At 44.4% G+C, this 12,559-nt stretch carries 10 protein-coding genes and 1 tRNA gene; 5 read left to right on the top strand and 6 right to left on the bottom strand.

Annotation, left to right across the window (positions count from 1 at the left end):
* The first annotated feature begins 42 nt into the window (after nucleotides 1-42).
* Nucleotides 43-804 (top strand): MBL fold metallo-hydrolase, encoded by a 762-nt coding sequence (locus ACWXW9_RS08625; protein ID WP_494929074.1) that lies wholly within the window; start codon nucleotides 43-45, stop codon nucleotides 802-804.
* A 124-nt stretch (nucleotides 805-928) separates the two neighbouring features.
* Here the strand turns inward: ACWXW9_RS08625 and ACWXW9_RS08620 are convergent, their stop codons facing one another.
* A complete protein-coding gene (locus tag ACWXW9_RS08620) occupies nucleotides 929-1,165 on the bottom strand; it encodes a DUF3892 domain-containing protein (RefSeq protein WP_025684272.1) in 237 nt (78 codons plus the stop codon).
* A gap of 88 nt (nucleotides 1,166-1,253) precedes the next feature.
* Nucleotides 1,254-1,697 carry a GNAT family N-acetyltransferase gene (locus tag ACWXW9_RS08615; RefSeq protein ID WP_494929164.1) on the bottom strand — a complete coding sequence of 148 codons (444 nt, stop codon included), beginning with the start codon at nucleotides 1,695-1,697 and terminating at the stop codon, nucleotides 1,254-1,256.
* 140 nt (nucleotides 1,698-1,837) lie between these two features.
* On the opposite strand from ACWXW9_RS08615, the gene ACWXW9_RS08610 reads away from it, so the two are divergent.
* From ACWXW9_RS08610 to ACWXW9_RS08595, 4 genes are all read left to right on the top strand, one after another.
* Nucleotides 1,838-1,909: transfer RNA gene (locus tag ACWXW9_RS08610), tRNA-Val, on the top strand.
* A 466-nt stretch (nucleotides 1,910-2,375) separates the two neighbouring features.
* Complete coding sequence (locus tag ACWXW9_RS08605; protein WP_494929073.1) at nucleotides 2,376-4,094, top strand: NAD-dependent malic enzyme; 1,719 nt, start codon at nucleotides 2,376-2,378, stop codon at nucleotides 4,092-4,094.
* Nucleotides 4,095-4,198: 104 nt separating this feature from the next.
* Nucleotides 4,199-5,155 (top strand): AEC family transporter, encoded by a 957-nt coding sequence (locus tag ACWXW9_RS08600; protein ID WP_494929163.1) that lies wholly within the window; start codon nucleotides 4,199-4,201, stop codon nucleotides 5,153-5,155.
* 391 nt (nucleotides 5,156-5,546) lie between these two features.
* On the top strand, nucleotides 5,547-7,310 hold the full coding sequence (locus ACWXW9_RS08595; protein WP_494929072.1) for a methyl-accepting chemotaxis protein: 1,764 nt from the start codon (nucleotides 5,547-5,549) through the stop codon (nucleotides 7,308-7,310).
* An 88-nt stretch (nucleotides 7,311-7,398) separates the two neighbouring features.
* Here the strand turns inward: ACWXW9_RS08595 and ACWXW9_RS08590 are convergent, their stop codons facing one another.
* From ACWXW9_RS08590 to ACWXW9_RS08575, 4 genes are all read right to left on the bottom strand, one after another.
* A complete protein-coding gene (locus tag ACWXW9_RS08590; RefSeq protein ID WP_494929071.1) occupies nucleotides 7,399-8,451 on the bottom strand; it encodes a glycoside hydrolase family 53 protein in 1,053 nt (350 codons plus the stop codon).
* 89 nt (nucleotides 8,452-8,540) lie between these two features.
* Nucleotides 8,541-10,586, bottom strand: a complete 2,046-nt coding sequence (locus ACWXW9_RS08585) for a beta-galactosidase (RefSeq protein WP_494929162.1) — start codon at nucleotides 10,584-10,586, stop codon at nucleotides 8,541-8,543.
* 84 nt (nucleotides 10,587-10,670) lie between these two features.
* Complete coding sequence (locus tag ACWXW9_RS08580) at nucleotides 10,671-11,549, bottom strand: carbohydrate ABC transporter permease (protein ID WP_431087945.1); 879 nt, start codon at nucleotides 11,547-11,549, stop codon at nucleotides 10,671-10,673.
* Nucleotides 11,550-11,576: 27 nt separating this feature from the next.
* Nucleotides 11,577-12,467: an ABC transporter permease gene (locus tag ACWXW9_RS08575; RefSeq protein WP_431087944.1), complete on the bottom strand. Its 891-nt coding sequence runs from the start codon at nucleotides 12,465-12,467 to the stop codon at nucleotides 11,577-11,579.
* Between the last annotated feature and the right edge of the window lie 92 nt (nucleotides 12,468-12,559).

The following is a 12,559-nucleotide window of genomic DNA, read 5'->3' as shown; positions in this document are numbered from 1 at the left end:
TAGAGGATTTATACACATTTGAGTCTGGAGGGTGAAATACGAATGAGCCTGACAATACAAATGCTGGGCACAGGCAGTGCCTTTGCCAAAAACTATTACAACAATAATGCACTGCTGGACAGCGGAGCAGGCAAGCTATTGATCGACTGCGGAACAACCGCTTCTCTGGCTCTGCACCGAATGGGCATTCAATTGCGTGAAATTGACGCCATTCTAATTACCCATATTCACGCGGATCATGTCGGAGGCCTGGAAGAGTTTGGATTCCAAATGAACATCCTTTATGGTCGTAAACCCGTGCTTTTTATCGCAAAACCGCTAATTCATCCATTATGGGAAAATACGCTCAAGGGCGGCATGTCACAGCAAGGCATGATTGACAAGCTGGAGGATGTGTTTGAGGTAAACGTGCTGACGCCTGGGGAATCCACCAGCTTGGTATCCGGCATCAAAGTTGAACTCATTTCTACCCGTCATATCCCCGGTAAAGACAGCTACTCCCTGTTCATTAATGAGCGTCTTTTTTATAGTGCGGATATGACCTTTGATCCCGGCCTGCTGAATCAACTGGTACATGAGCGGGGCTGTCGCAGCATTTTGCATGAGGTTCAATTACAAGGTGCCGGAGAAGTTCATACGACGTTGGACGAGCTACTCAGCTTGCCAATCCCACTTCAAGAGCGGATTCGTCTCATGCACTATAGTGACGACATGGAGCGATTCAGGGAAAAAGCTGGAGTCATGTCCTTTCTGGAGCAACAGCGCGTATACAACATTGTGGAGCTGGAACGCACGGAGCAATAATAATACTGGATACAAAGTGAAATAACAAAAAGCCGCCGGGTTTCCAACTGGAAAAAGAGCCCGGCGGCTTTGGCATATACTTGCGTGTAGTTATGTGCTTAGCGATAGATGCTTGAAATGAACGTCAGAACAACGGCAACTGATCCAAATTATTCGTAGGATCTCCATCAGCATCTCCGCGAATCCGTTTGCTTCCATCCTTGGCTTTGAATACATTGACCCCGGCAATCGAGCCTGCTTCAATTTCATTCAGAGCCTGACTGTAATCCAAAACCCGTCCGGTAGACGTCTGAAATGACATCAGATCACCATCACCGTTTTTACGTACTGCCGTAATTTGTTCCCGTTCTGCATTAGCCATGCTGCATCGCTCCTTATCCATAGTTTTGTGGAGGAACTTTTACTAGCATGCACCCTCTGCAAAATTATATGCATCCTTGTGCCACGAGCTACAGCTTTTTGCGCATGCGAACATGTGGAATCCCGGCATCGTCAAAAGGTTCTTTCGAAATCGTCTCGTAACCGAGCTTCTCGTAAAACTTTTCAGCTTGACATTGAGCATCCAGTAACGAATATCGCAGCCCCAGCTCACGTGCGCGTTCCTCCAGAGCCAGCAGCAATATACGTCCGTAACCCCCGGAGCGATGCTCCTTGAGAACCGCAATGCGTTGCATTTTAGCTGTTTCTTCCTCATAATAGGTCAAGCGTCCCGTTGCCACCATCTCACCATGATCAGAGATCAGCAAATGATGTGCAGTATCCCCCAGCTTGTCATAATGGTCAATTTCAATATCGATAGGAACTTTCTGCTCCTCGACAAACACCTTCGTACGGATCAATAGCGCTGCCTGTAGCTGTTCTTCTGTCGTTACACTAATAATCTCTGCGGCCATCATCCGCTCCCCCTTATCATTGCTTCCATTTGGAAACCCACTAAATTTGAATTATATATAAAACGGTAATGAAGTACAATCTAATTTCTATTTTTCTACTTTACATTTATGGTTAATACATGATATTATCTAATAACCGAAGGACGGTAGCTCAGCGGGAGAGCATTATCTTGACAGGGTAAGGGTCATGGGTTCGATCCCCATCCGTCCTATATGTTGAAAGCCTTGATGATCAAGGCTTTTTTGTTTGCCTGAAAATAAAACAAAGTCTCATTGCTAGAAACAAAACAGGTCTTTGGTCAAAATTTGGCCAAATATCTGTTTTTAGTTATTCCAAAAAACACCGCTCCAAGTGACTTATTGTGTATATCCTCCCCTCTCTTCTTCATTCACTTTATCCAGCTGTTATAAAAATCTCTTCCTGACTATGAAAAGAAATAAATTCTAAAACTTACATTTAATAAAAGTTTCACGAAAATATAATGAAAATTAAATGAAATTTTCAGAGAAAAATAATTGAAAAACGTTTTCATTTTCATAAAATTTCATATGTAAACACTTATATAACCATTTTTCACACAACATACTTGTTCACTTGGTTTAAAATAAGGCGTATACTTGTTCACGAAATGTTCAAGGTTTAACTAAATGTAATTTTTTAGAAAGAAGGAATTAGAAATGCGTGCTTTTCAATTGACTGAAGATGGTTCTATCGAAACCAAATTAACGGGAAAGGAATTGCTGGCTAATCCACTGCTGAATAAAGGAGTGGCTTTTACTCTTGAAGAACGGCAACAGCTTGGACTCGACGGTCTCCTTCCTCCTACCATATTGACTATTGAAGAACAGGTTCAACGGGTTTACGAGCAATTTCGGAGCCAACCGGATAATTTGCGCAAAAATATTGCGTTAAACGACCTTTTTAACCGAAACACGGTTCTTTACTATCGACTGCTTTCTGAACATCTGAGCGAGATGCTTCCGATTGTTTATACGCCAACGGTTGGTCAGGCTATACAGGAATACAGTCATGAGTACCACAAACCCGGCGGTATGTATTTATCTATCGGTAACCTTTCCGCCATTGAAGAAGCTTTTAAAAATTTGAATCTGGGCCCTGAGGATATTGACCTCATCGTAGCCACGGATTCCGAAAGTATTCTGGGAATTGGGGACTGGGGAGTTGGCGGAATTAATATCTCCATTGGTAAATTGGCCGTTTATACAGCCGCCGCTGGTATTGATCCTAGCCGGGTGTTGGCTGTTGTTCTTGATGCGGGTACGAACAACGAGAAGCTGCTGCAAGATCCTTTATATATGGGGAACCGTCACAAACGTGTTCGCGGAGAACAATATGACCAATTTATTGATACTTATGTTCAAACTGCACTGTCTTATTTCCCGAATGCGCTACTGCACTGGGAAGACCTGGGCAATATCAACGCCCGGAACATTATCAATAAATACGGAAGCAGTATCTTGACATTTAATGACGATATTCAAGGTACTGGTGCAGTTACGCTGGCAGGCGTTATGTCTGGTGTTACACTGTCCGGAGTCGCACTGAGCAAACATCGAGTTTTGGTATTTGGTCCAGGAGCCGCCGGTATCGGAAACGCAGATCAAATTAGTGCAGCCATGATGCTGGAAGGACTATCGGAAACCGAAGCAAGAAGTAACTTCTGGGCTTATGATTACAGAGGTCTGCTTACGAATGAAACAGAGGGTCTTTTCCCATTCCAGGTTCCTTATGTACGGGATGCCGCAGAATGCCGTGATTGGGAGCGTGCGGAAGACGGCAAAATCCCGCTTCTCGAAGTCATTCGCCAGGTGAAACCTACCATTATGATCGGAACCTCCGGTGTCACCGGGGCATTTAGCGAGGAAATCGTTAAAGAAATGGCCAAGCATACAGAACGTCCAATTATTATGCCTATGTCCAATCCGACTCCACTGGCTGAAGCAACTCCGGAGGACTTGATCCGCTGGACTGAAGGAAAAGCACTGATTGCAACAGGCAGCCCTTTTGAACCGGTAACCTATAATCATGTGAAGTTTGAAATTGGACAATCCAATAATGCTTTCGTGTTCCCTGGTCTTGGTCTTGGCGCGATTGTAGTGAAATCCAAGATCATCACAGACAGCATGTTTGCCGCCGCTGCCCATGCAGTAGCCGATAGGGTTGATTTGTCACAGCCTGGAGCTTCCCTGCTGCCGAAAATCAGCGAGCTGCGTGAAGTGTCTGAAGCTGTAGCTGTAGCAGTTGCAGAGGCTGCGGTTCAGGACGGCGTCGCACGTCACCAGCCCGATGATATCCGCCAAGCGGTTCGGGATGCAATGTGGGACTGCAAGTATAGACCGATCAAACAGAATGGCAAAGAAACTGTCCTGGTTTAAGATTAGCGAACAACGTCAGGTTGTATTTGCATACAAGCAAAGTAATTATTGATTACCCGATGTCCGCCAGCCATTTGGCGGACATCTTCATTGGAGGCGACATTATGGCTACGGGTCATATTTTTATCATTTTAATTCCTATTTTCTTTGTCATTTTAATTGGTTATTTTGCAGGTTTGTTCAAAGCATTTAATCCTGCTTCTTCCAAAGGACTGAATACACTGGTAACCAAATTTGCGTTACCTGCACACTTATTTATTGGTATTACGACGACACCAAGGGAAACATTGATTCAAAAATGGCCTTTTCTGGTCGCCCTGCTTCTTGGGGTTATCGGCTTTTATATCGTCTTGCTCGTAGGATATCGCTTAATCGCCAAAAAATCTCTGACCGAATCCTCCATGTTCGCTTTGAATTCAACTCAGCCTTCTTTTGCGTTTATGGGAATCCCGGTTCTGGGCAGCTTGTTCGGGAGCGCGGCTGTCGCCATCCCGATTGCGATCACTGGCATCGTCGTTAATGCGATTCTTGATCCGCTTGCAAGTATTTTAGGAACAGTCGGTCAGCGCAAAACAACAGGAGCGGATGCTAAAGGCAACTTGTTTAAAGCCACTATGAAATCAGTTCTTCACGGACTAAGCGAGCCACTTGCCTGCGTACCGCTGATCGGTGTCGTACTTACCCTATGCGGATTTCAAGCTCCGAAACTGCTACAATCCATGTTTGATCAACTTGGCAATATCACTTCCGGTACAGCCCTGTTTGCCATCGGGGTAACCATCGGTATCAAAAAGATTACGTTCAGTCCAAAAGCACTTAGCATTGCTGTACTGAAAGCCATCGTCATGCCTATCGTCATGCTAGGTATCGCTGTACTCGTAGGACTGTCCCATGAAGATGTAACCAAAGCTGTACTGCTTGTTGCATTTCCCGGTTCGGCGGTTGCCGCTATGATTGCTACCCGTTATGAAACGCTGGAAACGGAAGCCGCATCTGCTTTTGTCATTAGCTCAGTATTGTCACTTATTTCACTCCCCCTGCTCATTTCACTTCTTATATAAGTGACAGGAATTTTAGAATCCTCGATGTGATGCAGACCTATACATGATCTTAGGGTGCTCATTTGTTCCCTAATATCTTATTTTTTAAATATTGTCCAAACAATAAAATAATATAGTCATGCCGACAAGCGGTGGTTTCACAACGTTATTTCGTTGTAAGCTACCGCTTGTTATTCTGTAACCTCCCATTTTCTTTTCTCCTCCAAGCCCTATTTTTCCCATATGAAAGTGACAAGAATCTTTGTCGGTTTTTGTCACTATATTTCACCAATATGTAACCGATATTCTCCAAATTTAATAAATACCTAACATTTTGAAAGCAAATTGACGAAATATATAAGGGATAGGTTGTATATTAAAAATATATTTTAACTTAAAGGAGAAGAAGCACGTGAAAAACTTGAAGTGGAGCACTATGTCCTTTTTTGGTAAAAATTTATTGATTTCATTCATTAACATCGTATTAATCGGTGCGATTCTCATCACATCCAGCTACATACTTCAAAAGAATATTCTCACCACACAGCTGCAAGACCAGGTTAAGGTGTTAACCAAAAAATGGGCACAAGATGTCGATAAAACACAAGTGCAACAAGCCTTGACCGAAAAAGATTATAATGGCACTGTTCAGCAAGATTTACGCAAATTTCTCGACTCCATTCACACGTTTTATCCTAACGTTGCCCAAGCTTACATATTTGGTACAGAGTTAAAGGAAGGAGACCAAACCTCCATTATTGGCGTTCCCACAAATCTAGTTCAATCATTCCAAGATTCCAAAATGAACATAGGGGATATGTATGCTCTTCCTACTGCAAACGTAAATGCTGTAAATGAAATGTTAAAATCGAAAGAATCGGCGTTGAGCAGCTTTTACACCGACGATTATGGTACATGGACTACCATTGTTTATCCCATTACAGATGCAAGCGGTAAAATTACGAGCGCAATCTACTTTGACGTAGACGCAAGCTCGGTACCTGCCGGACTTCAAAAACTGCTTTTATACGGTGTATCCCTGCTCATTCTGTTCCTTGCTATTTTCTTAACCATTCAATATTTGCTTGTAAAACGTACCCTTTCCCCGATTCGCAGCTTGATGAAGGGCATCGAGGAAGTAAGCGAGGGCAATCTGAATGTTAGCATCAAAACAGGTCTGGATGACCTTGGCATTATCAACCAAAAGTTTAATACCATGATCAGACGTATTAACGATACGATGGTAAAAGTACAAGATACGACGCAAGAAGTTACGGAATCGGCTCAGGAGCTGCTAAGCATTAGCGAACAGAACAGTAACAATACGAATGTTATTAACAGCAATATTCAGGAAATAACCCAGGGACTTGAATCCCAAGATCACGCAGCACTTGAAAGCTCCAGAGCTATGAATGAAATGTCTACGGTTATCCAAACCATTGCCGAAAGTTCCTCCTCCGTAGCAGATCAAGCTTATTCCATGGAAAAACGTTCGGTTGAAGGCAATCAGGTAGCCCAAAAGCTATCAACTCAAATGGATTCTATCTCCACTACAATAGAAAGTACCGTTGATTCCGTTAATGCACTACAAAACCGATCTAACGAAATCAGTAATATCGTAAGCATCATTACAGGTATTGCCAGCCAAACTAACCTGCTTGCACTGAATGCTTCTATTGAAGCCGCCAGAGTCGGTGAAGAAGGCAAGGGTTTTGCAGTAGTAGCGGGAGAAGTGCGTAATTTGGCTGAGCAATCTCAAGAGTCCGCCAAACAAATTGCAGAGCTTATTGAAGAAATTCAAAAGGAAATTGAACAAACCGTAAAAGGCATGAGTCTTGGTACAAAAGAAGTTCACATCGGGCTGGAAGTTACGAAGCAGACAGGCGAAATGTTCTCTGAAATTTTAAATGCGGCTAATAAAGTATCGTCACAAATTCAGGAGGTATCCAGTGCGACGGAGCAGATTTCAGCCAGTACGCAGGAAATGTCAGCAACCTCTGACGAGCTGTCATCCACGGTAAGCAAAACAGCAGACAGCAGCAAACAGATTGAGAACACCATTGGAGAACAGGCTGAGTCGATGGCTTCTATCGTCAAAGCTTCCGACAAGCTTACATTGATGTCCGGGGAGTTGGAAGAGCTTATTTCATTCTTCAAGGTAAACCGGAAATCCTAACAATCTACCTTAAATAAGCCAACGAAAACAAAGAACCTCTATTCTGCATATTGTGCGGATTAGAGGTTCTTTGGCAACTCGTACGTACTTAGTTTATAAAGCCTTCCAGCGCTGAGGTCGGCTTACCGTCAGCCTGCCAAGCACCTTTGTTATAACCCTGATTATAACCTGGGGTTGCAGCCGGTTCCCAATAAAATACCCCCAAGCCTTTGCCGCCCGCGATACTACGAACCTTCGTTTTGATATCGGCAATAAATGCCTTGGAAGTTGCAGGTTCATTATATTCCATTCCGATTTCACTGATGACAATGCCTTTACCATATTTTGCAATGAGGTTATTGGCATTGGTAATCGTCTGATCCACCTTGCCCTGCCAGTCAGAAGGAGACGGGTATAGAGACAGCCCAATGAGGTCGAACTGAGCTCCATTTTCAATCAGTCCACCAATATTCCAGTTTAAAACGGAACTGTTATCCCCGTTAGCTAAATGTACGATCGTCTTGGTACTGCTGCTTACCGATTTTACAGCGTTATTCCCCGTATTGACGAGCCATGCATAGTTTTTCATATTCACCGAGGCTTTGCCGTCATCCCAGAGCATTCCGTTGTTCGTCTCATTGCCGATTTGCACCCAGTCCGGTGTCACACCCTTGCTTTTCATTGTATTCATAACATAGACTGTATGGGACCAGACCGCATCCATGAGTTGTGTAAATGTAAAATTGCGCCATGCATAAGGCTTATTCTGCTGTCCGGGATCTGCCCAGGAATCGCTATAATGCAGGGTTAGCATAACGCTCATGCCCAATTTTTTAGCTCGCTGCGCCAGTTCTGCTGCCTTTTCGGCATTCATGTATCCGCTTGCATAATCCTTCATGTCAGGATTCACCCAAACCCGGATACGCACCGAGTTGATCTGATAATCATCCCGAAAAATTTGCAGTACATCCCGACGAACACCCTTTTTATCCTTCCAGTTCATACCTTGCGCTTCCATTCCTGCTACCCAGCTTATATCTGCTCCTTTGGTAAAAGCAGGGGCGGCCGAAGCCGCACCACCTCCCACAGAGCCAAATGGATACAAAAAGCTGGATAACAAGATCAACATCGCAAATACCATAGTCCGTTTACTTGTTTTCATAAGTCATCCCCCATCTGAATTGTGTACTCCTCATTGCCTCTGACAAATCTACCAGATCCCTCATTCGGGAAAACGTCAGCTATCACACTCTATACTCTTTCCGATTTACACCGCTCTGTCTTTAGTACCTTAACAGCATAGGCATCCAATCGAACCTTGCCGTCTTCTATCACATGATTTTCGAGCATATCCGCATAAATTCGTCCATCTAGCCTAATCTCTTGCGGCTCATGAGTGAAATTCAGTATGAAAATATAATCGTGAACTCCATCAGTACGAATCGCTGTATTCACTCCATGCGGCAACTGAACATCAAGTGCTTTACTAATTCCTGCGCCATCAATCAAACTTCTGTAAAAATGACTGTTGAACGATCCCGTGTTGCGTGAAGCGATGTAATAAGCTTTTCCCTGTCCCAAGCGGTTCACCGTCAAGGCTGGGCGTCCTGCATAAAAGTCTGAACCGTATACAGCCAGTACCTCTGCACCTTCCGTATGAATGAGATCGCACAATTCCACAGCCTCATACTCACCGTGCATATCCAACTCATTGCCTTCAACTGGCAAAATATGATTACGGTCGTGATCATGCAACCCGTCAATCTCTTCCGACCAGATCCCAAGCGTCTTACGAAGCGGCCCAGGAAAGCCTCCAAGAAAGCACAAATCATGTTCATCCACGATACCTGACCAATAGGTTGCTACAAAAATGCCACCGCTTTCAACAAACTTTTGTATTCGCTCACCTACACCGCTACGCACCATATATAGCATTGGAGCTACCACAAGTTTGTATTTGGAGAAATCAGCATCCATATGAATGACATCTACAGGCACGCCCTGCTCCCATAGTGCCAAATAATGCGCCTGGGCTGTCTCCTCATATTTTACACCTTTATTACGTGGCCCCTGTGAGTCATTGACCGCCCAGCGATTCTCCCAGTCAAAAATAACTGCCGCCTCTGCTGGTACAGATGTGCCGATAACCTCCTCCAGTTTTTCCAGCGCGTTGCCCACATTTGTCACATCCCCGAACACCCGAGTATGCTCATGCCCCACATGATCGACGACTGCACCATGCAATTTTTCACTCGAACCGCGGCTTTTCCGCCACTGGAAATACTGGACTGTATCTGATCCGTGTGCCACAGCCTGTAAAGACGATAGCAGATGCATACCCGGCCGCTTCAGCTTGCTAATCTCCTGCCAATTCGTCAAGCTTGGCGTACTCTCCATCAGCATCCAAGGCTTCCCGCCCTTGATTGAACGGATAATATCATGCATCATGGCCACTTTGGCAGCCTGACGGCTATCATCTCCCCCACGGTCATGCCACGTTGGATAGCTGTCCCAGGATACAACATCGAGCAGATCGGCAAACTTCCAGTAATTCAATCCTTCAAAAAACTCCATCAGATTTGTGGTGACCGGAAGCGCCGGGTTTGCAGCCTTGAGCGGTATAATCTCATTTTTGATAAAATCTGCGGTCTGATCGGTCACAAACCGTCTCCAATCCAAATTCATAGCATGGACCTGTGTTTCACCGTGGGGTGCCGGGGACTCAACTTGGCTCCAATCCGTAATCGTATGACTCCAAAAGGTCGTCCACCATGCGTGATTAAGCTTATCCAGCGTGCCGTATTTATCCTTCACCCAGGTACGAAATGCCTCCTGACAATAATCACAGTGGCAATCCCCACCAAATTCATTGGAAATATGCCAACCAATGACAGCCGGATGATTCGCATAGCGCTCGGCCAGCTTTGTATTCATGATGCCTACTTTTTCCCGGTATACAGGCGACGTAGAACAGTGATTATGGCGAAACCCGTGCAGGTTACGGACACGGTTAGCCTCCACACGCAGCACCTCTGGATATTTTTGTGACATCCAGGCAGGTCTAGCTCCACTAGGAGTAGCTAAAAACGCATATATTCCGTTCTCGGCAAACGAATCCAGGATACGGTCCAGCCATTCAAACGTAAATACATCTTCCTCTGGCTCCAATGAAACCCATGAGAATATGCCGACGGACATCACGTTACATTTAGCCAGTTTCATTAACCGGATATCCTCTTTTAGCACCTCGGGATAATGCTCCCATTGCTCCGGGTTATAATCTGCTCCATGCAGCATACGTGGAACTCGCTCACTGATTGGTGGGTATTTGATTATGTTTTGATGCGACACTGTAAATCATCTCCTTTAAATCAATATGGTTTACTCTTTGACAGAGCCGAGGGTCATACCTTTAACAAAAAACTTTTGTAAAAATGGATACACAATAAGAATAGGCGCTGCACCAATAAAAATTTGTGCTGCATTCACTGTCGTTTGTGAAAGTAATTCCATCTCTTTGGGACTCATACTCATGGAGCTCATGTCCTTCTGAATGATTACCGTTTGCAAGAATGTCGCCAATGGATAATCCTTAGCATTGCTCAGATAGAGCAGGCCATCAAACCATGAGTTCCAGTGAAATACCATACTAAACAACGCAATCGTCGCAATAGATGGCATGGATATCGGCAAAAATATACTAAACAAAGTCCGAAAATGGCCTGCCCCGTCAATCAGCGCGGCCTCCTCCATCTCTTTGGGTATTCCTCTAAAAAAGTTCAACATGAGGATTACCAAAAATGTATTGACCGCTCCCGGCAAAACAAGTACCCAAAAGCTGTCCATGAGATGAATCTTTTGAATAACCATATAGAATGGAACCAAACCGCCGTTAAAAATCATACTGAATACGAACAGCCATGAATAGACGTTTCGGCTTCTGAATACAGATGTCTCTTTTGAAAGTGGATAAGCAGCCAAGAAGGTAATCAGCAGCGTTAAGCCAGTTCCCAGCACGGTCCGGAGAACAGAAATCCAGATAGAGTGCAGAAAAATAGGATTATTCATCGTCTTTTTGTAGGCTTCTAATGAAAATTGCACCGGCCACAGTCCAACCAGATTGGCGTCTGCTGCTGATTTGGCGCTAAATGATACCGCCAATACATGAATCAGCGGAACGATACACATGATGGATAAAAATACAAGCAAGCAAATATTAAACACATTAAAGATGCGGTATCCCGTTGTTTTATGATACATGACTCTCCCTCTTTCAGCCTTGTGGAATCAAAATATGCGGTAGCCTGCCCATTTGTATGCAAGTCGATAGGAAATCAGAATGAGAATCATACTGATAACAGATTTAAACAATCCGATAGCGGTAGCAAAGCCCATCTCTCCGTTAATTAGCGCTGTCCGATAAACGAACGTGTCAATAATATCGCCTTTTTGGTATACAAGTGGGTTGTAAAGGTTGAAAATCTGATCGAAGCCGGCATTCAGAACATTGCCGAGTGCAAGTGTACCCACAACCACTACCATCGGAATCAGTGATGGTACAGTAATGTGCAGCGTCTGTCTCCAGCGGCTTGCCCCGTCCATCTCTGCTGCTTCATACAACGAAGGATTGATCCCCGCCAGTGCGGCGAGAAACACGATGGTGTTGTAGCCAAACTCCTTCCATATATCTGATGCAATAACCGTAAAGCGAAACCAGTTATTGTCTCCCAAAAAAAAGATGGGCTGGATCCCAAAATTCCCAAGAATGCGGTTCATAAAACCATCTGTAGCCAACAGGTCAACCAGAATTCCGCCCAAGATTACCCACGACAGAAAGTGTGGCAGGTAAACCAGCGTCTGAATGGAGCGCTGAAGTGCGACCTTGCGAATTTCATTCAGCAGAATAGCGAAAACAAACGGAATCAGCAGATTGAAAAACATCTTTAGTACCGCGATAATTAGCGTATTCCAGACGACTTGAAGACTGTCCTCCCGTTGGAACAAGAAGCGGAAATTATCCAGTCCAACCCACTCGGAGCCGGTTATACCCAACCAAGGTTTGTAATTTTGAAAGGCCATCACGATGCCGCCCATTGGAATGTAGCTGAATACAATTAAAAAAATGATGGCTGGCAGCAGCATGATATGAAATGGCCACGTACGTTGCAGACTTCTCATTGCAGTTCCTCCTGTAACTCTCATGGTATACTTCAATTATAGAAGCGTTCCTACGATCCCAACAGTTCAAAAAACCAATATACATGGCACAA

The sequence above is a fragment of the Paenibacillus sp. LT-B23 genome, from assembly GCF_059417685.1.
Note: the sequence above shows the minus strand (reverse complement) of the source record. Positions and strands in the feature narration are given on the sequence as shown.

Excerpts from the sequence above, each read along its gene's own strand:
- ACWXW9_RS08620 (WP_025684272.1), bottom strand. The coding sequence starts at position 1,165 with ATGGCTAATGCAGAACGGGAACAAATTACGGCAGTACGTAAAAACGGT.
- ACWXW9_RS08615 (WP_494929164.1), bottom strand. The coding sequence starts at position 1,697 with ATGGCCGCAGAGATTATTAGTGTAACGACAGAAGAACAGCTACAGGCA.
- ACWXW9_RS08585 (WP_494929162.1), bottom strand. The coding sequence starts at position 10,586 with ATGCTGCATGGAGCAGATTATAACCCGGAGCAATGGGAGCATTATCCC.
- ACWXW9_RS08605 (WP_494929073.1), top strand. The coding sequence starts at position 2,376 with ATGCGTGCTTTTCAATTGACTGAAGATGGTTCTATCGAAACCAAATTA.
- ACWXW9_RS08590 (WP_494929071.1), bottom strand. The coding sequence starts at position 8,451 with ATGAAAACAAGTAAACGGACTATGGTATTTGCGATGTTGATCTTGTTA.
- ACWXW9_RS08600 (WP_494929163.1), top strand. The coding sequence starts at position 4,199 with ATGGCTACGGGTCATATTTTTATCATTTTAATTCCTATTTTCTTTGTC.
- ACWXW9_RS08625 (WP_494929074.1), top strand. The coding sequence starts at position 43 with ATGAGCCTGACAATACAAATGCTGGGCACAGGCAGTGCCTTTGCCAAA.
- ACWXW9_RS08580 (WP_431087945.1), bottom strand. The coding sequence starts at position 11,549 with ATGTATCATAAAACAACGGGATACCGCATCTTTAATGTGTTTAATATT.
- ACWXW9_RS08575 (WP_431087944.1), bottom strand. The coding sequence starts at position 12,467 with ATGAGAAGTCTGCAACGTACGTGGCCATTTCATATCATGCTGCTGCCA.